This window comes from Tepidibacillus decaturensis (assembly GCF_001561915.1).
Lineage (GTDB): Bacteria > Bacillota > Bacilli > Tepidibacillales > Tepidibacillaceae > Tepidibacillus_B > Tepidibacillus_B infernus.
On record NZ_LSKU01000001.1, the window covers coordinates 1,830,676 to 1,856,250 of the forward strand.

A 25,575-nucleotide genomic window follows, 5' to 3' on the forward strand; every position below is an offset into this window, starting at 1 on the left:
TTTTGGTGTCTATTTATTTATCAAGCATGAATAGCTTCATCATTCACATCATGGCCTGCTTCCATGATTGCTTCAGACAATGTTGGATGAGGATGAACCGTATAGGCGACTTGCGAAGCCGTTGCTCCAATCACTTTCGCTACTGCAGTTTCAGTAATCATGTCCGTGACATGCGGACCCATCATGTGTACCCCAAGTATCTCACCTGTTATCTTATCGGCCACAATTTTAATAACTCCATCTACTTCGCCATGGATAAGCGCCTTCCCATTCCCTCGTAATTGGAATTTGCCAACCTTTACCTCATATCCTTTGTCCCTCGCCTCCAATTCAGTTAATCCTAAACTAGCGACTTCTGGGCTTGTGAACGTTGCTCTTGGAATGGCAAGATAATCAATCGGATCAGGATTCTTCCCTGCAATATGATCAACAGCTAGGATAGCCTCATGTGAAGCAACATGTGCCAATTGAAGACGCCCTATGACATCGCCAACCGCATAGATATCTGGATTCGTGGTTTGAAAAGCTTCATTGACTTTAATAAGCCCTTTTTCCACCTCTACATTGACGTGTTCTAAGCCAATCCTTTCAATATTTGCTTGTCGACCCACAGATACAAGAATCTTTTCAGACGAAAAATGAAGGATCTTTTCCCCATTTTTTGCGTTTAATTCAACTTGATTGTCTATAATTCTGACTGATTCAGGAAGTACAGCTGAATTTGTATAAATTTTTATTTTTCTTTTTTTCATCACTCGAGTCATTTCTTTGCTGATCTCTTCGTCTTCCAATGGAAGAATTCGTGGTAAAAACTCTATCACGGTCACCTCTACGCCAAAATCATGTAACATGGAGGCCCATTCCATTCCTATTACTCCTCCACCAATGATGATCACTGATTTGGGTAAAGGATTCATTTCTAGAGCTTCATCACTAGTCATGATAAACTCCCCATCAACAGTTAATCCCGGTAAAGACTTAGGACGAGATCCTGTACCAATGATAATTTTTTTCGTCTTAACAACAATCTTCTCACCACTTTCCATTTCTACTTGTAGTTGTTGAAGATCCGAATCATTCGGTTTAGCCAAAATCTCACCATATCCATGAATCAGTGTTACATTATTCTTTTTGAATAAGAACTCAATACCATGATGTAATTGGTCAACCACTTTTTGCTTCCTACTTTGGACTTTAGAAAAATCATAACTAGCTCCTTCAGTATGAATACCGAATTGTACGGCTTCCAGCGTATTTCGATAAATCTCCGCACTTCTTAATAAAGCTTTCGTTGGTATACAGCCACGATGGAGACAAACACCGCCTACCTTATCCTTCTCAATTACCGCTACCTTAAGTCCAATTTGCGCTGCATGAATTGCTCCTACATATCCCCCTGGTCCACCACCTAAAAAGACAAGATCATAAATATTGTTTGAATTCATTTCCATTTGACTTTACCTTCCTTTCTTCTTTATCCAATATCCAGAGAAAACATTTCTGTTGAATGCCGAATCTCATGTTGATGTTCTAATTGAAGTGTCACATGTTTAATTTGATATTCATGCTGAAGCATTTCTTGTAATTCCTGAATCACTACGCTTCCTACACCTTCAGCAACCACAATATGAGCTGATAACATAATTCGTTCAGGTGTCAAACTCCAGATATGCAAGTCATGAACGTTTAGAACCTGTGGATGTTTTTTTATTTGTTTCGCAATTTGTTCAAATAACGTATTATCTGGTGCGGATTCCATGAGAATAAAAAACGTTTCCTTTAGGATTCTCCAAGAACTTAATCCTATAATAAAGGCGATCACAAAGCTTATAATTGGATCTAACAGGTACCATTTTGTGAAATAAATAATAATTCCACTCAACAAAACACCCGCTGAAATCGCTGCATCCCCTAAAATGTGTAACATCGCGCTTTTAACATTTATATTCTCATCATGCCCTTTCATACTCCAACCGATGTATAGATTAAAGACCAAACCAATTGATGCTGTGATAAACAAAACATTACTATTTTCAATAGCTGTAGGATAAATTAGACGATTATATGCCTCCCAGACAATAATAACAGTGATCACTAAAAGAGATAATGCGTTAATTAAAGCAGCTAAAACCCCTGAACGATGATAACCATAAGTCATCCTATCATTCGGTTTCTGTTCTGACTTATGAATCGCATAAAAAGCAATCAACAATGCTCCAACATCCGTTAACATATGTCCTGCATCACTAATTAAAGCCAAACTATTGGAGATAATCCCTCCTAATACTTCGATAACCAGAATGGTCGATGCAAGCAGAATCGCCTTTTTCATTTCTCCTTTACTTGATCCAGCATGAACATGTCCTCCATGAGAATGACCATGGGAATGTTCACTTTTGTGCTTATGATCTGTATCATGTTTATGGTTATAATCATGTTCATCATGTTCATGTTTATATTCGTCTTCGTGATATACAACCGAATTTCCTTTTTTCGGCATTTTCAGCCCCTCCTTCTCGGTAGCTCCTTCTTAAAAAATGACGCCAATGATACCTTCTTAAAAATAAGGGAGGTTAATTTTTTATTACTCCACAATCCATTTTTCTCTATTTACTTCTACCTTGTTCTATTTACTTCTGTCTACCGCAATAAGGTTCCATAGATAGGTAATCACTAAAGAACCGATGAATCCAGCTAAGATGTTATACCCAGATGCCATCCATCCCCAATTACCTAAAAGAATGTCCCCTAACCAAGCTCCAATAAATGCTGCAAGCAACGAGGTCCATACCCCTCCATAATTAAAACGTTTGCCCATAAAAAATAAATAATTCACAATCAAAAGACTTACAGCCGCTACAATAATTAAAATAATCCAATACATTACAAACTCCTCCTCCATCATAATATTGTGATTAACCCCCCTGATCAATGAAATAATGTTTGATTACTATTCTTCACTCAATAATGCTTCCATTGCAGGAACAGAAGCGGAAATGACTGTTGTAGCCTTTACAAAGCGGGCAACAAATAATGCTTCTGCAATCTGTTCTTTCGTAAAACCTAGGCGTATTGCCCCCTTCACATAGGTTTTAATACAATGTTCTTGACCTAATGCTGCAGCAACCGCAATACTCATAAGGTGTTTGTACTTATTGGGGATTGCCGTTTTACTATTTAACCATTTTTTATTACTTACGTGTTCAAATACAGCACTTTCATCCAACTGACTTAATAACTCCATTGGTACTGGATTAGCGCCTGATTCCTGTCTCATGTGTTCTAGTAATTCTTCAATTGTCATTTTCCTTTTCCCCTTTCGCAGTACAAATAATTTAATTACAATATATGAACATGTGTTCATATATAAAGTTAACTGATAAATTTTTTTATGATACACTTTGATGAACTTTTTCCTGCCACATCCCACAGCGATCTCCCCACATTGCCACCGTTTCACCATTCATCTTTACTTTTATGACTTCACATAGATTAGAACAGTTATGACAAATAAAACTTGAAGGAGTAAAATCAGTTTGTAATGCATGGAACCCTTTAAAGTTAGTAGGTTTACCGGTTTTTTCTACTTCTTCTCTTGCGAGAATCGCAGAACCTATAGCTCCCATCACATGATGGTATTTAGGTACAATCACTTTATGCCCTACTTCTTTTTCAAAAGCAGCTTTAATTGCAATGTTTGCAGCTACCCCTCCTTGAAATACAAATGGCGGCTCTAATTTTTTACCTCTTGCTAAATTGTTAATATAATTACGTACTAATGCATTAGCAAGACCATTAATAATATCTGCTTTAGAAAATCCATATTGTTGTTTTGCAATCATATCCGATTCTGCAAAGACGGTACAACGCCCAGCAATTCTCACATCATTACTTGAAGTTAAGGCAATTTCTCCAAATTGCTCAATTTCAATTCCTAGTCGTTCAGCTTGATGGTCAAGAAACGATCCTGTGCCTGCTGCACATACCGTGTTCATAGCAAAATCAGAAACCATTTTATCTTTTATAAAAATAATCTTAGAATCTTGCCCACCAATCTCAAAAATGGTTCGTACATTAGGTACCAATTGAATGGCTGCTACAGCATGCGCCGAAATTTCGTTCTTCACAACATCAGCCCCAACCATGACCCCAGCAATTTGTCTACCACTTCCCGTAGTCCCAACGCCGCTAATCACATACTTTGCATCTAATTTTTGTTTTAGTGATTCTAATCCTTTTTTTATTGAATCGATTGATTGCCCATTTGTACGTAGATACTTATGAAATAAGACTTGATTACTCTCATCTATCGCTACCACATTGGTACTCACAGATCCTACATCAATCCCCAAATAAGCCTTCACCATTTCCTCCTCCTTACGCGGTCACTTTCAAAGATTTCATATTTTTTACTAAATCTATAAAGGCCTCTATTCTAGTACGGCTATTTGCCTGACCTGTTTGTTCATCTAAAGATAATGTTAATATTGGAATATTATTTTCTTTGGCTACCTTTGGAACAACACTTTGAGTGACCAGTTCTGGCAAACATCCAAACGGCATCAAATGTATGATTCCATCAAAACCACGATCTTTAAAGTCAACAATACTTCCAACACTCTGTTTTGCATGTCCTCCAATTTCAATTTCAATATAGGGTTCTCCCCTTTGAATAACTTGCTCTTCATGTGGATCTCGCAAAAATTTAGGTAACATATTATCATTCACCCATTCTGAGAGATAGTGAGAACGTTCCACTTCACACCCTAATTCGCCCAACAGTTTTTCAATTTCCATATTGATTGATGATTCCAGTACGACATAAATTTCCCCTACTACTCCAATACGGATTCGATCCGTTTTATCTATCCACTTACGATCTATCGCTTGAATGATTTGCTTGCTTTTTTCAACAGCTTGCATCAGTTGTTTTCGTATCTTTACTTGATCAAATAACACTTGGATTTTTTCCCAAGCTTGATCGGCATCTCCAATAGTTCTTTCATATGGTTTTAATCGATGTATTTGTTTATCAAAATCGTCCAGATATTTCAACATGTCATACGTCAATTTTACGGCCTTCCATACCTCTAACCAGGAATGAGTTCCTTTTAATTTACGAATATGTTCCATGAACGTTTGCCGATCCCGTTGAATAGAGTCAAAAACAATCATTTCCACATTATACCCTAGCCTTTTCAGTTCCCTTCCATGAATTTCACTATAGAAACCTGCTCGGCATGGTCCATGCCCTCCACTGGTTACAATGACTTCTGCTCCCATTTCACATGCTTCTATGTAACTTCCCATAATCGCTTTAAACGGAAAACAAGCAAATTCAGGACTATATTTCACTCCTAAATCCAATGTTTTTTGTGAGGGACGTGGTGGGACGATCACTTCATGGCCTAATAATTCCAATAGTTTTTTATAAATGATGACGGTTCCCATATATGGAAATGATACCTTCATGTAACTTTTCTCCTCCTTTCTAATCGATACTTTTTCCGTTTTAACATATCGACAAAGGCCTCAATTCTAGTTTGAAGATGATTTTCACCCGTATGTTCATCGATCCGAACCGTTAAAAAAGGAATCTCGGTATCATCTGACTCATATTCAAACAACTTCCCTAAAAAGGAATCCGGTCCACATCCAAAAGCAGTGATATGTATCACGCCATCCACCAAACGATTTCGAAACATCCCATATCCAGCCCCTAAAACTTTGTTACTAAAGGTCCAAAACAAAGGCTTTTTCAGATGTTTGATATTCTCTCTTAATTCATTTTCTTCAATCATGTCGAATGTGATAAACTCGATGTCAAGCTCTTTTAATTTTTCTATGATATTCATGTTGACAAATGGGTCGTAAATATTATAAACGTATCCCATAAGGCCTAGTCTTATCTTATTCCGATCATGTTTCGGAACGAGATTTAATCGTTGCTTCGTATCAACCATCTTCATTGCCTCTGGAATGATGTACCCCATTTTGTTAATCGTACGGAATACTCGCCATTTTTCCCCTGCAATTTTTGCAGCTTCTTTTACTTGCGATTCACTAACTCCTAGTTGTTTTGCCAAAGGTAAGTATTGTTTGTAATGACTAATGTCATCATCCTTTGATTCGATAGAGACGGTCAATATTTTACTATCCATATCCTTTACCCCGTGGCGAACTAAATCAGGAAGTCCCATAAACTTAGGACAAAAATATTCTCCAGAATAAATAGAAACCATTCGTGGTACAAAAATATAATCGACCCCTTTTTTCAAAAGGCTTCTAGCATGACCAACGAAGATTTTGATAGGTACACAGATTTCCGAAACAGATTCTTTCACTCCCTGATTCAATATTCCTTTGTTCGTTTCATCCGATATCACTACTTCAACTCCCAAAGACTCGAAAAATGGTTGCCAAAATGGAATGTAGTAATAGTATAAAAGCGCTCTTGGTATTCCGACTCTCATTATTTCTCCTCCTTTCTTCCGCTTCGCTATAGACGATATCGTCTAAATATTATTATATAATTATATACAAATTAGTCAATGGTTATCAATATAATAGTAACAATTCCGATTTCAATTTTAGATGAAAATAAAAAAGAGTGACGATTTAGTCACCCCTTTTACATCTTATGAGCTTTGATGTTTTATGTTATTACAATTCTTTTTTCATTAGAAAAATCTTATCAGAAGGAAAATGAAGATAATATGTCTGTTCTCTTTCTTTCATTATTCTTTTATATTCATTCTTTGTGATATCAACATGAAAAATCTGTCCTTCGCACTGTACAACTAATGTGTTATAAATAACTCCTTCTACTGAGCCTATAATGTTACAAAGATATGAATTTCCTTTTGGAGCTAAATTTTCTTTCCTTATCGATAAATCATGAGCATGAATACCCGCTATTAATCGAGAAGAAGAATAGGATTTCCCATTTTCTACCTTTAATCGAAGAGTTCCTGATCCAATCATATACTTCTCATTTTCTATTTCAATACGATCAACATCAAGTATATTCTTACAACCAATTAATTTTGCAGTAGTTAAAGAAGCAGGATGATAAAAAATTTCCTTTTTATTCGCTAATTGAACGGTTTGACCATGGGATAAAATAAGAATCTGATCAGCCAAACGATAAGCCTCTTCAATATTATGAGTAACAAGAAGAACGATTCCTGAAAAGTTATTTCTAATTATTTCCAAAAGCTCTTGTTCAAGTAAATGTTTTATATGGCTATCTAAAGCAGAAAAAGGCTCATCTAAAAGTAGAATTTCAGGTTCAGTAATCAGTGTTCGGGCAAGGGCTACTCTCTGTTGTTGCCCCCCTGAAAGTTGGGATGGATAATGTTGCTCGTATCCGATCAACTTCATTTTTTTAACATGTCATGAACAAGCTCTTTTCTTTGATGTTTTTCAATTTGATGTATACCAAAAGCTATATTTTCTTCAACCGTTAAATGAGGGAAAAGAGCATAATTCTGAAACATATAACCAACTTTCCGCAATCGCGAAGGGATATTGATCTTTTCACTGGAACTAAAAAAAGTTCTTCCATTTAAAGTGATATGGCCTGAATCAGGAGTGATTAATCCAGCAATACATTGTAAAGTTAAACTTTTCCCACTTCCTGATGGTCCAAGAATACCAAGAACACCATTTTTGAATTGAAATGTAATATCTAGAAGAAAATCACCCATCTGTTTTTTGCAAGAAATGTCCAGCATTTATAATCGTCCTTTAATCATTCTTTTTTCTAAACGATTGATAAGAAATAAAACTGTAATAGAAATCATCGTCATAATGAAAACCAATAAATTAACTAATTCATGATTTCCAGATATTAAAGCATCATAAATAGCGATCGGCATTGTTGTTGTTTTATATGGAATATTACCGGCAACCATTAAAGTTGTACCAAAGTCACCTAGAGCTCGGGAAAAGCTAAGTGCTATGCCCGATGCGATTCCCCTCCATGAAATTGGAATCATAATTTCAAAAAAATATTTAATTCTGTCCTGCCAAGAACTCTTGCAGCATTTATAAGATCAGGGTTAATATCTAAAAAGGCTGTTCGTACAGATTTAATCATATAGGGAATGGATACAACCATTGCTGCAATAATTGCTCCTGTCGGGGTAAAAACAATCATCATATCAAATTTACTTTCTAGAAATTTTCCGATAAAATTTTGCCTTCCTAATAGAACTAATAGATAATAACCTAAAACAGTTGGTGGTAATACCACTGGAAGTGTAATGATTGTATCAACAAAATCCGTTAATTTTCCTTTTGATCTACTCAAATAATAAGCAATTGGTATACCCATCAACATACTAAAGAATGTTGCCGTAAATGCAACTTTTAATGAAAGATATAATGGAAATAGACTGATGCCATCCATTTTTAATTCTCCTCTGGAAGAATAAAACCATATTTTTTCATAATGGCCCTACCTTCTTTGCTATTTACGTAATTGATAAAGGAACGAGCCAGATCTTCTTGTTTGCTTCCTTTAACCACAGCAATGGCTTGTTTAATCGGTGTATGTAGTGTATCATCAATTAAATAAAAATTAATTTTTTCGTTTTTTGAAATGGATAATGCGATAATCCCAGCATCTGCATTGCCTGTTTCAATTAATATTAAGGTATCTGAAATATTTTTACCATATACTAGTTTCTCCTTTACCTTTTCCCATAGGCCTGCTGATTCTAGCGCCTGTCTAGCTGCTATACCATAAGGAGCATGTTCAGGATTGGCAATCGCTATTTTTTTGATTTCTGGTTTTAGAAGATCGTTTAAAGTCTGAACTTCGATAGGATTCGTTTTTAATGTTGCTAATCCGATTCTTCCAACACCGTAAATTTGTTGAGTATCATCAATAATCATGTTTTTACTTCTTAAACGGTCAACATATTCAATGTTAGCTGCTGCAATCACATCGAAGGGGGCGCCATTTTCAATCTGATCTGTTAATTGACCTGTAGAGCCAAAAGAAAATATCAGCTTGCTGTTGGTTGCTTTTTCAAATAATTTCCCTATTTCTGTAAATGCAAACTTTAAATCAGCTGCTGCTGCAACAGTTAGTTCTGGAGAATGGTTTAAATGATCAGATGATAATCCAGTATTTTCTGGATTCATACATCCTGAAAAAATAATCAAAGATAATAGTAAGAAAGTTAATAGATATGTAAATCGTTTCAAAATGACTCTCTCCTTCTTTAACATATTTATTATATATCTTAAACTTTAAGCATAAAAAAACTACTCTATTAAGAGTAGGATTAAGTTTAATCTATAAAAATCCCCCCTTCTTTTCATAACGGAAGGCATATCCGTTTCCAGATATACCCTGTGAGCTAACTGCTCAGGCGTACCAGCCATAGATTAACCTTAGGCTAATATGCTCGAAGAAGTTACTATATAGTTACTAGTATTATCTGATATATTTACAATTATCCATAATCTAGCATATCAAATATTACTGCCTTATTCAAGATTAACCTTGAATAAGGCTAGCGAATACCCATGTATTACAATTCCTCTTTAATATATTGGAGAATTTCCTCCCTTTTCGGAATTCGACCAAAGGATTTTACCTTTTCATTGATTACTAAACCAGGCGTACTCATAATGCCGTATTTCATGATTCCAGGTACATCCTGAATCTTTTGAATATTAGCTTTTAATTGATTTTCCTCCATAATTGCCTCTACTTCTTTCTGTAACCGAACACAATTCTTGCAACCCATTCCTAAGATTTTTATTTCTAACATCTAAATCCCTCCATATTTGATGTTTTTAACCTAAATACAAATTATTTCAAAAAATAATCCAGATAAAGTTCTCTTTATAAAATAGCGTTAAATAGGTAACCAATACCGACAATACTAAGAGATACAATTCCCAAGAAATAACCGATCAGTTTTGGCTTAATCACCTTTCGTAAAAGAATCACTTCTGGCAAGGATAATGCTGTCATCGCCATCATAAAAGATAATGCCGTACCGATCGCTACCCCCTTTTCTAATAGTGCCTCAATAACAGGAATTGAACCAACAGCATTCGAATATAAGGGTACACCGATTAACGTGGCAATGGGAACGGCAAAAAAGTTATCCTTTCCAGCATAACGAACTAACAAATCTTCTGGCGCATACCCATGAATGACCGCTCCTATTCCAATCCCAATCATGACATAAATCCAAACTCGACCTAATATGTCTTTCACATTATCCCACGAATCCCTTGCTCTCTCTTTCCAAGTGATCATTTCTATTGTTGCTGCTTCTTCTGGAATAGACTGAATATGATATACGTACTCTTCTACTTGATTCTCCAATTTTAATTTTCCGATGAATATTCCAGCAAAGATTGCAATAACCACTCCACTAAACATATAAAGTAAAGCAATCTTCCATCCAAACAAACCAAATAGCATGACTAACGACACTTCATTCACGATTGGGGAGGAGATTAAAAAAGAAAATGTAACTCCAAGTGGCACACCTGCTTCTAAGAAGCCGATAAAAATCGGTACAGTAGAGCAAGAACAAAACGGCGAAACCACCCCGAGTAGTGCTGCTAAAGTATTCCCGACATACTCGTTTTTCCCAGTTAAAAACCTCTTGGTTCGTTCTGGCGGAAAAAAACTGCGTATGTATGATATGACGAAAACCATGGTGGCCAATAATAATATAATTTTGGTTGTATCGTAAATAAAAAAGTGAACAGACTGACCTAATCTTGAATCCATGGATAATCCAAACAGATCCACAACCAACCATTCCGCAAATCGGTATATCATACTCTCCCTCCATTCCCATCAAACGAATTGATTATTAAATAATTATATAACTAAATACTAATATAATCATATTCACTTACTATGTCAATGATTACAATAAAAAAATGCTCCTTAAAATGATAAGAATTGGATGAGCAATGAAAGGAAATCATCAGACACTTTATTTTTAAAACAAAAAGAGCTAACCTAATCTTTAATATGACTTATGACTATAGGGTAGCTCTTTTCCATAGGTACTAATCCTTGTTTTTTTCCGTTTCAATTGTCTCATCTATATCACTTGTTAATTCTTTGGCTGACTTCTTAAATTCAGATAATGTACGTCCAAATGCTCGTCCAATCTCTGGTAGTTTACTCGGGCCAAAAATCACTAAAGCGATAATAAGGACCAAGATTAACCCTGGTACTCCGATATTATTTAACATGATGTTCTCCTCCTTTCATAAGCACAAGAAAGCAAAGTTTTCTTTTACCATATTCATGGGACCCCACAAAAGTAATCGGAATACGCTTGGAAGGAAAGCGTCACTTTTGTGGTTTTTTTAAAATAAAGTCTGTAACAACCCTTCCCTACTTTTTCTTACTAAATGACAATCCTCACAACATTCTTGATCTTCATTTTTTAATTCTCCACATGATGGACAGGTATCTTGCTTTTTCGTGATCAATGTATGAATTTGTTCTAAGTCGCTATAGGAAATTTTAGTATGAGTCTGTTGTTTTAAATGTTGACAACGGGTGGTGCAAATACCACAGTTTATACACTTTATCGGATTAAAAAGAAGCGATTTTTGGTAGGTATTTTTCTCAATCTGTAGAGCTCCTGTAGGACAGATCATAGAGCAACGTTGACATAAAGTACATGAATTCTCTGCAGTAATATAAACAATATTGAGCTGTTCTAATAGTTTAATATCTACTTGTTTATCATCAGGAGTAATTTTTTGAATAAATTGTACCAAAACCTCTCGTTTTTGCTGAAAAGGTATTTTCTCTTTGGTCGATGTTTCTTTAAAAGAATCAAAAATAAATGAGCCGACCTGTTGTTTTACTTGTTTCTTTGTGACAATAAGAAAATCTCTGCGAGAAATCGATTTATAGTTGCTTTTCTTCTGACTTTTCTCATGGATGATCTGTGCTTGGAATTTAGGCTGCTCCTGAAATTGTTGATTCCAAGTTTCTATCCAATTCATTAAAACCTGTGAATCCCATTTCACATGACAATCTTTACAAACTTTTTCATCCCAATACAATTGTACCGATATTTTTTTAATGTGGCCATCATTATCCATTCAGGTGTAAACACATTTAAACAAGGTAAAATGATATCTGAATCCTCTCCTTGTTTTTGACAAGTAAAGCACGCTGTTTCCTTATCATGAATCTTTTTTTCATAACCAGATAGCATTTCCGATTCAAGGTGAAAAGTTTGGGTTGGGCAAACATGTGAACATATTCCACATTGATCACATCTTTCACTTTCTATTTCAACCTTAGATCGATCAATTGATATCGCTTGATATGGACAAGCGTTTTGGCAAGACTTGCAATTGGATTGAGTATAACGAACCTGCAAGCATACAGAAGGATTAGTTCTGATTGTCGCTTTTTCTATCATTCTACCAAGTAAAAATTGCCACATGATGACCACCTCTTAGAAAAAGAGAGTATATCCGTTCAACAGAACAAGATATACTCTATCTTTTTAATTTTCCGAAATTCGTTGCAACTCATGATTTATAAAGATATTTGTAATCTCTCCAAGTACTTTGTAAAATGTTGTTGTTGCACGTTCCACAATACGATCTGTAAATTGAGGAATCCATACTCCCAGATGGGACAGTAGAAACCTCTTTTGAAGATCATCATAAAGGGGATCACTGTTTTCAATTGCTTTAAAGATGAGATAATACATAAACTCAAATTCTACAGAAATATGGTCTGGGAGTTCAAGAAAATGATCATCCATACTTAATTCAGCTTCCCTATAATAATGTAGTGCAATTTCTGTTGAATCACCCATTACTCTACGCTCGCCATCTAAATACACAGAACTATAGGGTGAAGCTAGGACATCAAATGGTCCGATAAATAGTTTGGCATGCTCAACCAGTAAAGGAATTAAATTATCTTCATTTGCTTGGAAATCCTTAGTCATTTCCTCCACTTGGCCAATAAGTGAGAGATTATATTGCATCATGATTTCTCTTAATTGATGAAGTAACTCTCTTGTTTCTTTTACAGGTTGATAATATAAATGAGAGAGTACTTTATAAATATTTGCTCTAGTAATATGCACTTCTTGGCCTAAAACCATTGTCATGATGTGATCCCCCTCATTTTAATATTCTCTTAAATAGAATACCTTTGGTTTCGTTCCCTTTTCCGGCTTTAATACAGAGACTTTGTATTTTGCCATCATTGCATGGATTGGATCATTTGGATCATCCAAGTCCCCTACTAATCTAGCATCAGCTGGACAAGAAGTGACACAGTATGGTTGCTCCCCTTCTTTTAAACGATGATCACAGAATGTACATTTCTCAACGATTCCCTTGGGTCGAATCCCCTCATATGTTTTCGCACGATCGGGATTATAATAGGGAATTTTCTCTCCAGATTTTTCTGCTGTTTCTTTTCCACTAGCAGTTCCACCCTTAATAAGTGCTTCATTATTCCGCCAATATTCATGAGGTTCTTTTTTATTAAAGTTAATAACACCATATGGACAAGCTTGCATACAACTCTTACAACCAATACATTTATCTGGATCATGAAGGGTTAACCCGTTTTCATCTTTATACATCGCTCCTGTCGGGCAAGCCTTCACACATGCAGCATTTTCACAGTGGTTACATAAAGTAGGAACATATTCATATTTGACATTAGGGAAGGTTCCTGTTGTTCTTGTGATATGCCAAGACCAAAACATTCCTTCAGATACGTTATTTTCATTCTTACATGATATTTGGCAAGCACTACATCCAGCGCATTTATGCAAATCGATTACCATTGCGTATCGAGCCATTTATTATCACCTCCGCAAGTTTTTTCTATTAAGCTTTTTCAATTTTTACTCTTGTTGTTCCACCGTGACGTGCTGTGCTTCCACTCAATCGCTCATAGTCTGCAGGAAGGATCTCGTTGTTATTGCCACCTCTAGCAATCTTCTTATTGTAGTCTAAGGCAGCAATTCGGCCATAAGCCCAGTGACCTTGCCCATAACATTTGCCTACAGTCCCTGGTCTTACCCCTTCCCACAATTTAGCCGTACATGTAACGGAACCTGTAGGAGAAGTAATTTTAATCTTATCCCCTGTTTTAATTCCTAATTTTACTCCATCAACTGGATTAATTTTTGCTACATCATCCCAAGATTCATCACCAGGATCTGCATCTTTAAATTCTTGATACCATAAGGTATTAGCCGAACGAGCCTCCCGATTTAATCTTGAACGATGTTCAAAGAAAATAAATGGATATTCTTTTTCATCTCCCCAGCGAAACGCCTCTTCATAATGGGGAATAAAAGCTATTTCACCACGAGCTAAATATTTTGTCGTTTTCATAATATCGTCAATATCTGCTTGGTGTTTTTCTGCATGATGTTGAAGTGCCTCTTTTAAAGTTTCACTATAGAATTCAAACTTCTTCGTCTTCGTTTCGAAATCTTCCCAATGTTTTTTATATGGAGCTTCAACAGAATTCCAAACCCCTTTTGCAACAAAATCATCCCAACCTTTTAATAAATCACCCTTTTTCTCAACAGTTGGATCCCAGACATCTTTGGTTTTCATTTTGGTTGCATATAGGGTGAATTCCCAACCATTTGTTGGTGATTTTCCAGTTTCCGGATCTTTAAATTCATTTTTATAATAATCAAATAGATTTGGGAACCCTTTTTTTGCAAGTGATTCTGCGATTAACCATGGGATTTCTGTTTCATCGATTTTTACATCCCACAACGGCTCAATTACACGATTGGTTAAAGAGGCATACGAATATTTATTTTGTTTGTTTTTAATAAAGCTTAATTTTTCAAATAATTGATGAGCAGCAGGTAATACGATATCTGCAAATTGGGTCGTCTCTGCTGGGTTTACGGTAATATGTGCAAAGAATGGGAGTTTACTGAATGCTTTTTCCCAACGATCAGCCCCTGCAGCAGAAAAAGCAAAATTGTTCCAATAACCAATGGCTACTTTTATGTCATATGGATCTTCATTTAGGATAGCATCTGCAGTTCGATTGGTAACTACACCACCACCTGATTTTCCTTTCTTTAATGCTGGGAATTCTTTGTAACCCCTTTGGTCAATTTTCTGTTTGTGAGAATTGGTTTTTGCGATTTCATCCTGGTAATTATCATAGGCCGGCGGTTTATCATCCACAGGAACACTAGCAGATCGTAATGTTCCACCAACATTTTCAACCGAACCAACTAATCCATTTAATGCATGTGTAGCCATTGCAATATATCCACCACGAACCTGCATGGAAGCGCCAGGTGATAACCAAGAAATTGCCCGAGGAGCCGCTTTAGCAAAATCTATGGCAACTCTTCTAATTTGTTCTGCAGGAATACCTGACCTTTCTGCAGCCCATTCTGGTGTACGATCTTTTAATTCTAAGTTCCACCACTTGATTAGCCCATATGTGTAATTTTCAACAAATGAATCTTCGGCGATGGTGACTCCTTTTTTGAATTGATTAACACCATCTACAAAATCCCCAACAAATTCTTTATTCCATAAGCCCTCTACAAGAATCACATGAGCGATTGCTACTGCTAAAGCCCCATCTTCACCTGGAATGACAGGTAACCACTCATCAGCCTTCGAAGCTGTGGCAGATAGTCTTGGATCGACAACGGCTACTTTTGCCCGGTCCATAACATCTCCCCAAACATTCATCGCATGGGGAACTTGGCGGTTTGATGCAATCGGATCTCCTCCCCATAATAATACATATCTCGTTTCTGCTAAGTCATAATCGCGATAATCCCAATATGCCTCAGTAAAATATGGACCAAATTTTTCTGCCTCGGCACAAATTGCACTGTGAGAGATTCCATTTGGTGAGCCAAAAATTTTTGGCATGGCATCATAAATCGTTCCATTTAGATAAGAATAACGTCCACGTAATACCAAAAATTTATGGGTTTCCCCTGTTTTTCTTAATTCGATCATTTTATTAGTAATGGTATCGATTGCTTCTTCCCATGAAATAGGTACAAATTGTGGATCTTCATTTCTACCCTTTTTGGGATTTGTTCTTTTCATCGGTACTTTAACACGATCGGGATCGTACAACTGTTGTAGTGCTAAATGAGGTCTTGGGCAGATCTTCCCATGGTTTGCTTTTGAAAAAGGGTTCCCTCTCACCTTGATTGCTCTGCCATTCACCACATAAACCTGAACAGGACACCATGATGTACAACCTTGACATGTTGATGCTTTCCATTCCCCTTTCAAAGAGGCATCGTTATTTTGATTGCCATCAGCAAATGCAGTTAAGGATGGTTGTACCGACTTCATTCCTGCAGCTAATAATCCAGTTGCAGCAGTTGCTTTTAAAAAGCTTCTTCTTGATAATTGCATATTTTTCCACCTCCATGATCGTTCATGATCTTGCTTATAAGAAGAAAGGAATGCTTATTTGCCCAGCTTGAAGTAGAATATGTTTTAGCACTGCACTACCTACGAGAATAAATATAGAAAGGGTCAATGCTAAACCATTCGCCATTTCTTCTTTATGATTCTTTGCCAATTGATAAATGCCTCCAATAAAGGGAATAATCAATCCTACAACAATGGCAATTCCCCACCATAAAAAGCTGTAGTCATCCATCATCGCTTTAAATGCTTCAATATTTGTTTGTCCCGATCTGTACATGGTAACTTGCCAAATCATTACTAAAATAATCTGTAGTCCAGATAAGAAGAAAAGCGGATAAGTAAAGTTAAAATTCTTTCCAAAACCTTCATTAGATAAGGTTACTTGTGAACGTACATCTTTCGGAACTGCAACTGAAAAATAAAAAGACTTAAGGATGATCACAATTGCTGTTCCACCTAGTAATGAGGAAACCAAAAATAATAGTGTTACCACGCCTCCATTCCATAACGGACGATCTAATGAGGTTAAAAGGAGCCCATGATAGATTCCTACGCCTATTGCAAAAATAGCACCAGCGATTTGTACTGGTTTAAAAAATGGGTTCTTTGTATTTTTCTTAAAGATTATGAACGCATGAATTAACGAGAGAAGAACAAAAATCCCCTGAATGACTCCACCCCAAGAAGTAACAGAATGAGGATTAAAACGATACATCGTGGTAATGAATCGTTCTGGCCTACCAAGTTCACTGATTAAAAAGAGTAGACCACCTCCAACGAGAATAGGAGCCAGATAAGCGGTTTGTCTTATTATTTTCTCATATTGTTCTTTGTTGTAGAAGCTTAAAATGATAGATAGTAGAAATACACCAATGCCTAATCCACCAAGAAACAAATCAATCGTAATTCGATAATCCCATGGGATATATCCCTGCATCACATTTACCTCCTTTTTCATTCTTTGTTAGACTATCTATTAAATAGGTTTTTTAACTCCCCCTTTCTTAGCTCGTTATTGTGAGAAATATCACATAAATTTTACATAAAAATAGAGACCTCCCTTGGATTAAGAAGGCCCCCTTTTCAAAAGCGGAAGGCGTAAAAATTGCTTTTTACACCCAGCGGCTACATTCTCCCAGGGGGACAATGCAGCTCGGGGACAACATATTTACTTTGTAAGTTTATTTTCCTTGTGCATATCTTCTCATATTTTTTTTTGACGATGTATCAGGTGAAGTACTATAAATTGTCGGGAAAATAGAGCAAAAAAAATACATGTAAGGAAAACCCCTACACGGAATTCCCTACATGTATATGTTGCATCCTAAATGCATTTATTCATGGGATATGATTCCCTGTTTTAATGCATAACGAACTAAATCAGATCTTTTCTTTACGTTGATTTTTTCCATGATTCTTGACTTATACGTATCTACTGTTTTTGCACTAATAAATAATGTGTCGGCTATTTCTTGGTGAGTATAACCTAAAGCAATATATTTTAAAACCTCTTTCTCTCTGGTACTTAAGATCTCCTCTAATACACCTTCATCATTTTTTTCCTCTTGGTCATGATTAACTGACTTGGTAAAAAGGCTTGGAATCAAGGTAGGATAAATATAGTTTTCGCCATTTAAAACGGTACGAATCGCAGATAAAAGTTCCATATCTACTGCCTTTTTTAAGACGTATCCAGAAGCCCCGGCTTTTAATCCCTCTTTTAAATATGCCTCATCTGAATACATCGTTAATAAAATCACCTTGGTGTCCCGATTTTTTTCTTTGATCTGCTTTGTTGCCTCGATGCCATCTATTCCAGGCATATTGATATCCATAATGATAATATTTGGCCTTTTTATGATTGCTTGTGTTACAGCTTCATCTCCACGACTTACTTCACCCACCACTTCTAATTGCGGATTTGAAATAATAACTGATTTTAAGCCTGACCGAAACATAGGGTGGTCATCAGCTAGCAGTACTTTGATTTTCTCCAATGCTTAGTGCACCTCCTTTTGAAAGGGGAACTTTTAGAAAAATCGTCGTTCCTTTCCCTTGTTTTGATTCGATGGTAATCGTGCCCCCAATTAAAGATGCTCTTTCTTGCATTCCATGTAACCCTAGATTATATTTTGAAGGATCTCTTTTTAACACTTGATCAACGTTAAATCCGATTCCATCATCCTCGACAATTACGGTTAATAGATTCTCAATCTGGTCAATGATTACACTCACATTTTGTGCTTGCGCATACCTAGCAACATTGGTTAATGCCTCTTGAATAATCCGGTAAATGGCAATTTCGATTTCCGCTTGCATCCGATTTTCTTTAATCCCGTCCATATACAAATCTACATCGATTGCATATTTATGTTGATATTCTTCAATATATCGCTCTAAAGCCACGGTTAAACCAAATTTATCCAATACACTTGGTCTTAATTGCCAAGCCATTTCATGAACTTCTTTTAATGTATGTTGAATCATTGTTCTTAAGTTTTGTAATAAATTTACCCGTTCCTGTTCGTCCTTTTGCTCATTTAACATACTTAAACCAAGCAGTATCGAGGTAAGAGATTGACTTGTTTCATCATGTAGTTCTCTTGCAATCCGTTTTCGTTCTTCTTCCTGTGCTTTAATCGACTTTTCTAATAATTTTTGGCGTATCTCTTCTTTTTGCTTAAGCTCATGCCATAGTTGCATATTTTCAAGAGAAACAGCTAATTGATTAGATAATGACTCTAAGATATTAATCGATTGTTCATCAAGTTCCCGACAGCTACAAATATCAAATCTTCCAATGATTTTTTCATTGATTTTAATCGTGAATTCATAGTGATGTTTTTGCTTATCCACAGTATAACAAGTAAGGTGATTTACTTTCAGAGGGATTTCTTTCATACATGAGCATTCAGGTCGAAAATACTTAAAAAACTCCCAATTATCCAGAATTTCAACTTTTAAGACACAAGAATTAAAATCTAGCTCCTCTACTAATCTCATCACAAAATGCTCTAACATGGCTTTCATTTGTTTAACTGAAGTAATATGTCCAGATAACTCGTTTAATAAAGAGAGTTCTCGGTTACGAAAGGTAATCTTCTGAACATATACTCTCTTTTCTTTTTCTGCTTCTTCTAAGTCAGATAACATCTGGTTAAAGGCATTTGTCAACAACCCAATTTCATCATTTGCTTGTGGCTTTACACGAATGGATAGATTACCTTTAGAAACCTCTTTTGTCATTCTTAATAATTGGGTAATAGGTGTTGTGATCAATCTTGTTAATAGAAATGAAATAATGCCAGCAAAGAGTAAAACAATTATCATTGTAAAGGTCAGATTAGCCGTAATTTGTCTCAGCGCTTGATTTAAAGATTCCTCAGTGATCCCTACACGAACAGTTCCTCCAACCCCTTGAATAATTGGAATGGCTACATCACGAATTACCCCACGCTCTGTCATAAATTTTTGTAAATGAAGCTCATCATCAGGATTGACTTGATTCGCTAAGACCAAATCTTGACTTATTCCTTTTTCCCCAAACGTATGAACAATGACTTTGCCCTTCTCGTCTTGCATAAAGACATATTCTATATCTGGATTGTTTTTTACCGTTTCCTGTGCCAGCTCATGCAAAAGATATACATTTTGTGTCAACAAAAGATCGCCACTTCTTACTGCCACATCCCTACCTACAGATTTAACCCTTTCCTCTAATTGAGTAGAAAGCGTTTCAATCATAGATAAGCGAATTTCTATTAAACTTAAGGCAGTAATTGTAATAATCACGAAAAAAACCATACCATAGATTTTTACTTGAATCGGTATCTCTTTAAGAAGTTTAATTATCCTTTGATACCAACTGATCATTTTCATGGCTGTTCACCTACAGCCTTCGCCATCTCTAATATCGGTTGGTAATTTTTATAATCGATCGGAACAAATTGCTCTATATTTAAACTCTTTAAGATTTGTTTCCCTTTTTCCTCTTGATTCATGTTTAGCAAAAGATCTTGTGTTTGTTTCTTCAGATTAGTCGATACCTTTTTAGAAACAACAATAGGGGGAGTACCAACCCACTCACCATTTTCAATAATCTGAATGTTTTTAGTCTCTTCTAGATCAAGGGCTTTCATTTGGTCATAAACTAAACTATCCACTGCAGCACCATCAACAAGACCATTAGTTACTGCTTTTACAGAATAATCATGACTATAGGTATAATAAGTTTTAGAAAAAAAGGATTCTGCTGTCTCCCCTTTCATTTTCAATAAATATAGCATAGCAAGTCGACCTGAGTACGAATTTGGATCAGTAAAGGCAAAGCTTTTTCCCTTTAAATCTTCTAAGGATGAAATACCACTATCTTTTCTTACAATCGTGTAAGAACGATATAATGGTTTTCCATCCACCATAGGTGCAGCAATGCCATCCATATATTCATCCTCTTCCCCCATCACATAGGATAAAGTACAGATAAAGGCAATATCTACTTTACCCTCTTTGATCAATTGATTCATTTCTGCATAAGTTTTCCCTTGGATCAAAGTAATTGGTAAGTTTAAATTTTCTTCCATATAGTCAACCAATGCATCGTATCCAACCCTTGTCGCTTGTGGAGAAATGACAGATGCTATTCCAACCCGAATTGCATTTTCTGGTTCTCGATCTTGAATAGAACCTTGTTGATTTTGGTTAGATAAGGAAACATAGGGAAGTGACTCTTGGCTTGAACATGCGGTAGAAAAAAATAACAAGATAGTCATAAGGGAGAAGAAAAGTTTTCGCATCAACATCTTCCTTCCATTCACAGGTTACCATCATTATAAAGCATAAAACCGTAAATGGGGGACAGATAAACAAATTGTTAGAAAAGATTCAATCTTTTAAGAGTAAAATGAGAACAAAAAAACTCTAATCTTAAATCTCAAAATTAGAGGCTCAACCCAATCAAATATCCAACGAATGCCAGAAGAACACCTAAAGTATAACTTAATCCCACATAAAGAATCATTGTTCTCCACTCTTTTGAAGTGCTTAGCTTGATACTTTCTACTTTAAATGTGGAAAAGGTAGTAAATGCTCCCATAAACCCAGTACCTAACAATAAAGCTGTAGGTCCCACAAGACGGGTTCCAAACAAAAGCCCCAACAAAAATGAACCTAATAGGTTAATGATAAAAGTGCCAAAAGGAAAAGAAGATTGCACTCGTTTTGAAATCCATCTTCCCATACTATAACGAGTAATCGCTCCAAAGAAGCCACCTATCGCAACATAAATTCCATTTAATATCACGCTGTCTCCATCCCTTCTTTACTTTTCCTAAGTTGGAAATAGGCCACACGAAAACCGAAATAGGCAAACAAGAGTCCTCCAACCATACTAAGTAATACATAGACGAAGGCCATCTCCCACAATCCCTGATTCATTAAAGTCATCGTTTCAACACTAAAAGTGGAGAAAGTAGTAAACGAACCGATCAATCCAGTTCCAAATCCTAAGCGAAGCCATTCTGGGACAGAATACGATTGGGTGATTCTCTCATTAAACCATCCTAAAGTAAATGAACCAAGATAATTGATCATTAAAGTCGCTAATGGAAAAGAAGTGATCCACCATGAATGAATCGACAAGCCTAAATAATAGCGAAGTAAAGAACCTATTACTCCTGCTAAACCAACGACAAAATAAATCATCCTTTTCACCTTCTTGACAATTTTAAGTCATATTATAATCAATACATAGTATAATTTACCAAAAAACTCCTACCAAAACATAAATATCATGTTCTGGTAGGAGTCATTAGCCTATGATTAGGCAGTTTAAGGCGAACTCCATCGCCCATTATTTAGCATTTATTTTTAAATTATAATATAGTTAATTGCGCGAATCAACCTACTACTTTAATACTTTCATTATATAATTTGTACCTTTTTTAATTTTTCTTGCCACATTCCGCAGCGGTCTCCCCACATTGCCACCGTCTGGCCACCCATTTTTACTTTTATCACTTCACACATATTGGAACATCCTGAGCAGATGAAACTACTTGGTACAAATTCAGTTTGTAAAGAAGAAAATCCTCTAAAATGAGTGATACTTCCCGTTCTTGCCACTTCTTCTTTTGCTAAAATCGCTGCCCCAATAGCCCCCATCACATGATGATATTTGGGAATGATCACCTTATGACCAATCTCCTTTTCAAACGCAGCTTTAATTCCTACATTGGCTGCAACTCCACCTTGAAAGACAAAAGGCGGTTCTAATGCTTTACCACGTGCGAGATTGTTCATATAGTTTCTAACCAATGCCTGACAAAGTCCATTGATAATTTCTGCCTTGGAAAAGCCAAATTGCTGTTTAGCTATCATATCTGACTCGGCAAAAACCGTACAACGTCCAGCAATTCTAACATTGTTCTTGGCCGTTAATGCAAGCTCACCAAACTCTTCAATCGGAATTCCAAGACGTTCAGCCTGATGGTCAAGAAACGAACCTGTTCCAGCGGCGCAAACCGTATTCATGGCAAAATCGACAACCATCTGGTCTTTAACGATGATGATTTTCGAATCCTGTCCTCCGATTTCGAAAATCGTTCTTACTTCTGGTACATAGTAAACCGTTGCTACTGCATGAGCAGTTATTTCATTTTTCACCACATCTGCTCCTACCATTACACCTGCAAGTTGTCTTCCACTACCAGTTGTTCCTATTGCACTAACGATGTCCTTGCGATCTAGAATTGTCCTTAGGGCTTCTAATCCTTTTTTTACAGATTGAATCGGTTGGCCATTTGTTCGCACATAATAATCAAAAAGTACTTGATTCTCATCGTCTATTGCAACGACATTTGTACTTACCGAGCCTACATCGATACCAACATAAGCATTTCCCACGTTAATCCCCCCTTATGCTGAAACCCTGTTTAACTTCTTACTTTTTATCAAATCAATAAAGGCCTCTAATCTTGTTCTACTGTTTGCCTGGCCTGTTTGTTCATCTAAGGATAGGGTTAGCACAGGAATATCTTGTAGCTTAGAGATTTTAGGGATAATACTTTGTGAGATTAGCTCAGGTAAACAGCCAAAGGGCATGAGATGAATGATACCATCAAATCCCTTCTCTTTAAAATCGATGATCTGTCCAACCGTTTGCTTAGCATGCCCTCCTATCTCGATTTCAATAAATGGTTCCCCTTTTTTTAGTATCTCCTCTTCATGCGATTTTCCTAAAAAGTTTGGAACCATATTATATCTTACCCATTCTGATAAGTAATGGGATCTTTCCACTTCACACCCTAGTTCGCCTAGAACATTTTCAATTTCCATGTTGATAGAGGGCTCCATTACAACGTAAATTTCACCTACAATTCCGATTCGGACTCGTCTCTCATCCCCTACCTCTTGGATTTGAACCTCTTTAACGATTTCCTCACTCTTTTTGATCGCTTCCCTTAATTGCTTTCTCGTATAGACTTGATCGAATTCCCTTTGAATCAACTCCCAAGCTTTATTGACCGTACCTGGGATGACTTCATATGGTTTCATTTGATGGATTTTTTTATCAAATCGGTCAATGGCTTGAATCATATCATAGGTTAATTTAATGGCCCAAGCCACTTTGATCCAGGAATTTTTTCCCTTAAGCTTTTTTACATTTTCCATAAACTTGTTTTTATCTCTAAAGATTGAATCAAAGACGATTACATCCACATGAAACCCCATATTTTTTAGTATTCTTTTATGTATTTCACTATAAAACCCTGCTCGGCATGGACCATGCCCGCCACTTGTGACAATTGTCTCTACACCTTGTTCACAAGCTTCGAGATAACTTCCCATGATTGTTTTAAATGGAAAACAAGCAAATTCTGGGCTATTTTTAACCCCTAAGTCTAATGTTTTTTGTGAAGGTTTGGGAGGAACAATCACATCATGACCTAAAAGCTCTAATATTTTTTTATAAATGATGACAGTCCCCATATATGGAAAAGTAACTCTCATCTTTCTCCCCCCTACCCCACCTGTTTCTTTCTTTTCAACATATCTACAAACGCTTCAATTCTTGTCTGCAAATGATTCTCACCTGTATGTTCATCTACTCGAACCATCATAAAGGGAATCCCTGTGTCATCTGACTTTATTTCAAATAATTTACTCAGAAAAGAATCCGGACCGCATCCAAAAGCGGTAATCTGGATGATACCATCTAGATCAGACCGGTTAAATAAATGGTATCCAGCCCCTAATACTTTATTGCTAAAAGTCCAGAATAGTACTTTTTCCATTTGTTCTATCGATTCAACCAATGTTTGTTCATCCATCATATCAAAGGTAATAAACTCCACTTGTAATTCTCGTAATTTTTCGATGACATCCATATTGATAAATGGATCATAAATATTGTAGACATAGCCTAATAAGCCAATGCGTAGAGAAGATTTGCTTTTGTATTCTTTAGCAGGTTTTACTGTGTAAGTGTTTTTGGTCAGTTCTATTGCTTTAGGAACTGTATACCCTAATTTATTGTACATTCTAAAGGTAAGCCATTCCTCGCTTGCTACCTTTGCAGCGTTTTGTATTTGTTCTTCATTCACACCTAAAGATTTTGCTAGAGATAGGTAGTTTTTATAGTCAGAGATATCGTCGCTGTTTGATTGTATATAACAAGTTAGAATTTTGTCTTCCATTTTTTCTAGGCCATGCTTCATCATGTCAGGTAATCCCATAAACTTAGGGCAAAAGTATTCCCCTTTAGTAATGGATACCATTCGTGGTACAAATATATAATCCACATTCTGTTTTAATAGTTGAATTGCATGGCCAACAAATAATTTAATGGGTACACAAATTTCTGGAACAGATTCTTTCACACCCTTATCAACAATCACTTTGTTTGTCTCTTCAGAAATAATTACTTCCATCTTCAATTCCTCGAAAAACTTTTTCCAAAATGGAACGTAATAATAGTAGAGTAACGCTCTTGGGATCCCTATTTTCATCCTTCTTACCCCTCTCACGTTAACCTGAATACCTATAACCATTTTAATAATCTAGCAATCCATTTATGACATAGTTTGTCATACTTGGTTTAAGATCTTTTACATGATACAATACAGACATATGGAGGAGGAT

At 36.1% G+C, this 25,575-nt stretch carries 27 protein-coding genes, 1 pseudogene and 3 riboswitches; all 28 genes and pseudogenes read right to left on the reverse strand.

What is annotated here, in order from left to right; genetic code table 11:
- Nucleotides 1-20: 20 nt before the first annotated feature.
- Nucleotides 21-1,451 carry a dihydrolipoyl dehydrogenase gene (lpdA, locus tag U473_RS08650; RefSeq protein WP_235589088.1) on the reverse strand — a complete coding sequence of 477 codons (1,431 nt, stop codon included), beginning with the start codon at nucleotides 1,449-1,451 and terminating at the stop codon, nucleotides 21-23.
- Between the two features lie 23 nt (nucleotides 1,452-1,474).
- Nucleotides 1,475-2,500 carry a cation diffusion facilitator family transporter gene (locus U473_RS08655; protein WP_082732453.1) on the reverse strand — a complete coding sequence of 342 codons (1,026 nt, stop codon included), beginning with the start codon at nucleotides 2,498-2,500 and terminating at the stop codon, nucleotides 1,475-1,477.
- 126 nt (nucleotides 2,501-2,626) lie between these two features.
- Nucleotides 2,627-2,884 (reverse strand): hypothetical protein, encoded by a 258-nt coding sequence (locus tag U473_RS08660; protein WP_068725373.1) that lies wholly within the window; start codon nucleotides 2,882-2,884, stop codon nucleotides 2,627-2,629.
- 66 nt (nucleotides 2,885-2,950) lie between these two features.
- Entirely contained in the window at nucleotides 2,951-3,304 is a 354-nt protein-coding gene (locus U473_RS08665) for a carboxymuconolactone decarboxylase family protein (RefSeq protein WP_068725376.1), read from the reverse strand.
- An 85-nt stretch (nucleotides 3,305-3,389) separates the two neighbouring features.
- On the reverse strand, nucleotides 3,390-4,367 hold the full coding sequence (locus U473_RS08670) for an acyl-CoA dehydratase activase (protein ID WP_068725379.1): 978 nt from the start codon (nucleotides 4,365-4,367) through the stop codon (nucleotides 3,390-3,392).
- A 10-nt stretch (nucleotides 4,368-4,377) separates the two neighbouring features.
- Entirely contained in the window at nucleotides 4,378-5,472 is a 1,095-nt protein-coding gene (locus U473_RS08675; protein WP_068725381.1) for a 2-hydroxyacyl-CoA dehydratase, read from the reverse strand.
- Complete coding sequence (locus tag U473_RS08680) at nucleotides 5,469-6,473, reverse strand: acyl-CoA dehydratase activase-related protein (protein WP_068725384.1); 1,005 nt, start codon at nucleotides 6,471-6,473, stop codon at nucleotides 5,469-5,471. The genes U473_RS08675 and U473_RS08680 overlap by 4 nt, the downstream gene beginning before the upstream one ends.
- Nucleotides 6,474-6,663: 190 nt before the next feature.
- Nucleotides 6,664-7,383: a sulfate/molybdate ABC transporter ATP-binding protein gene (locus tag U473_RS08685; RefSeq protein ID WP_268807441.1), complete on the reverse strand. Its 720-nt coding sequence runs from the start codon at nucleotides 7,381-7,383 to the stop codon at nucleotides 6,664-6,666.
- Nucleotides 7,380-7,736, reverse strand: coding sequence for an ATP-binding cassette domain-containing protein (locus tag U473_RS15415; protein ID WP_268807442.1), 357 nt, complete (start codon nucleotides 7,734-7,736; stop codon nucleotides 7,380-7,382). Before U473_RS15415 ends, U473_RS08685 begins: the two co-directional genes overlap by 4 nt.
- A pseudogene (gene modB, locus U473_RS15685) lies at nucleotides 7,737-8,413 on the reverse strand (molybdate ABC transporter permease subunit). It abuts the gene before it with no gap.
- 2 nt (nucleotides 8,414-8,415) lie between these two features.
- Nucleotides 8,416-9,216 carry a molybdate ABC transporter substrate-binding protein gene (gene modA, locus U473_RS08695; RefSeq protein WP_235589089.1) on the reverse strand — a complete coding sequence of 267 codons (801 nt, stop codon included), beginning with the start codon at nucleotides 9,214-9,216 and terminating at the stop codon, nucleotides 8,416-8,418.
- A 90-nt stretch (nucleotides 9,217-9,306) separates the two neighbouring features.
- Nucleotides 9,307-9,437, reverse strand: a riboswitch (molybdenum cofactor riboswitch).
- 108 nt (nucleotides 9,438-9,545) lie between these two features.
- Nucleotides 9,546-9,788 carry a thioredoxin family protein gene (locus U473_RS08700; protein WP_068725389.1) on the reverse strand — a complete coding sequence of 81 codons (243 nt, stop codon included), beginning with the start codon at nucleotides 9,786-9,788 and terminating at the stop codon, nucleotides 9,546-9,548.
- A 74-nt stretch (nucleotides 9,789-9,862) separates the two neighbouring features.
- Nucleotides 9,863-10,819, reverse strand: coding sequence for a permease (locus U473_RS08705; RefSeq protein WP_068725391.1), 957 nt, complete (start codon nucleotides 10,817-10,819; stop codon nucleotides 9,863-9,865).
- A gap of 236 nt (nucleotides 10,820-11,055) precedes the next feature.
- A complete protein-coding gene (locus tag U473_RS08710; protein WP_068725394.1) occupies nucleotides 11,056-11,244 on the reverse strand; it encodes a twin-arginine translocase TatA/TatE family subunit in 189 nt (62 codons plus the stop codon).
- 117 nt (nucleotides 11,245-11,361) lie between these two features.
- Nucleotides 11,362-12,012: a 4Fe-4S dicluster domain-containing protein gene (locus tag U473_RS08715; RefSeq protein WP_161937314.1), complete on the reverse strand. Its 651-nt coding sequence runs from the start codon at nucleotides 12,010-12,012 to the stop codon at nucleotides 11,362-11,364.
- 20 nt (nucleotides 12,013-12,032) lie between these two features.
- Nucleotides 12,033-12,461 carry a 4Fe-4S dicluster domain-containing protein gene (locus tag U473_RS08720; protein ID WP_068725398.1) on the reverse strand — a complete coding sequence of 143 codons (429 nt, stop codon included), beginning with the start codon at nucleotides 12,459-12,461 and terminating at the stop codon, nucleotides 12,033-12,035.
- Between the two features lie 63 nt (nucleotides 12,462-12,524).
- Nucleotides 12,525-13,142 (reverse strand): TorD/DmsD family molecular chaperone, encoded by a 618-nt coding sequence (locus U473_RS08725; RefSeq protein ID WP_068725400.1) that lies wholly within the window; start codon nucleotides 13,140-13,142, stop codon nucleotides 12,525-12,527.
- Nucleotides 13,143-13,160: 18 nt separating this feature from the next.
- Complete coding sequence (locus tag U473_RS08730) at nucleotides 13,161-13,847, reverse strand: 4Fe-4S dicluster domain-containing protein (protein WP_068725403.1); 687 nt, start codon at nucleotides 13,845-13,847, stop codon at nucleotides 13,161-13,163.
- Nucleotides 13,848-13,875: 28 nt separating this feature from the next.
- Nucleotides 13,876-16,419 carry a molybdopterin-dependent oxidoreductase gene (locus tag U473_RS08735; RefSeq protein ID WP_068725405.1) on the reverse strand — a complete coding sequence of 848 codons (2,544 nt, stop codon included), beginning with the start codon at nucleotides 16,417-16,419 and terminating at the stop codon, nucleotides 13,876-13,878.
- Between the two features lie 34 nt (nucleotides 16,420-16,453).
- Nucleotides 16,454-17,374, reverse strand: coding sequence for an NrfD/PsrC family molybdoenzyme membrane anchor subunit (gene nrfD / locus U473_RS08740; protein ID WP_068725408.1), 921 nt, complete (start codon nucleotides 17,372-17,374; stop codon nucleotides 16,454-16,456).
- A gap of 123 nt (nucleotides 17,375-17,497) precedes the next feature.
- Nucleotides 17,498-17,608: riboswitch (molybdenum cofactor riboswitch) on the reverse strand.
- A gap of 163 nt (nucleotides 17,609-17,771) precedes the next feature.
- Nucleotides 17,772-18,434, reverse strand: a complete 663-nt coding sequence (locus U473_RS08745) for a response regulator transcription factor (protein WP_235589090.1) — start codon at nucleotides 18,432-18,434, stop codon at nucleotides 17,772-17,774.
- On the reverse strand, nucleotides 18,406-20,316 hold the full coding sequence (locus U473_RS08750; protein ID WP_068725410.1) for a sensor histidine kinase: 1,911 nt from the start codon (nucleotides 20,314-20,316) through the stop codon (nucleotides 18,406-18,408). Before U473_RS08750 ends, U473_RS08745 begins: the two co-directional genes overlap by 29 nt.
- Nucleotides 20,313-21,230, reverse strand: a complete 918-nt coding sequence (locus U473_RS08755) for a substrate-binding domain-containing protein (RefSeq protein ID WP_161937315.1) — start codon at nucleotides 21,228-21,230, stop codon at nucleotides 20,313-20,315. The genes U473_RS08750 and U473_RS08755 overlap by 4 nt, the downstream gene beginning before the upstream one ends.
- Nucleotides 21,231-21,373: 143 nt before the next feature.
- Nucleotides 21,374-21,733: a fluoride efflux transporter CrcB gene (gene crcB, locus U473_RS08760; RefSeq protein ID WP_181482168.1), complete on the reverse strand. Its 360-nt coding sequence runs from the start codon at nucleotides 21,731-21,733 to the stop codon at nucleotides 21,374-21,376.
- Complete coding sequence (gene crcB / locus U473_RS08765; protein WP_068725417.1) at nucleotides 21,733-22,137, reverse strand: fluoride efflux transporter CrcB; 405 nt, start codon at nucleotides 22,135-22,137, stop codon at nucleotides 21,733-21,735. The genes crcB (U473_RS08760) and crcB (U473_RS08765) overlap by 1 nt, the downstream gene beginning before the upstream one ends.
- Before the next feature lie 90 nt (nucleotides 22,138-22,227).
- Nucleotides 22,228-22,292: riboswitch (Fluoride riboswitch) on the reverse strand.
- A gap of 64 nt (nucleotides 22,293-22,356) precedes the next feature.
- Nucleotides 22,357-23,337: an acyl-CoA dehydratase activase gene (locus tag U473_RS08770; RefSeq protein ID WP_068725420.1), complete on the reverse strand. Its 981-nt coding sequence runs from the start codon at nucleotides 23,335-23,337 to the stop codon at nucleotides 22,357-22,359.
- 12 nt (nucleotides 23,338-23,349) lie between these two features.
- Complete coding sequence (locus U473_RS08775) at nucleotides 23,350-24,444, reverse strand: 2-hydroxyacyl-CoA dehydratase (RefSeq protein ID WP_068725422.1); 1,095 nt, start codon at nucleotides 24,442-24,444, stop codon at nucleotides 23,350-23,352.
- A gap of 11 nt (nucleotides 24,445-24,455) precedes the next feature.
- Entirely contained in the window at nucleotides 24,456-25,442 is a 987-nt protein-coding gene (locus U473_RS08780; RefSeq protein ID WP_068725424.1) for an acyl-CoA dehydratase activase-related protein, read from the reverse strand.
- Nucleotides 25,443-25,575 lie beyond the last annotated feature (133 nt).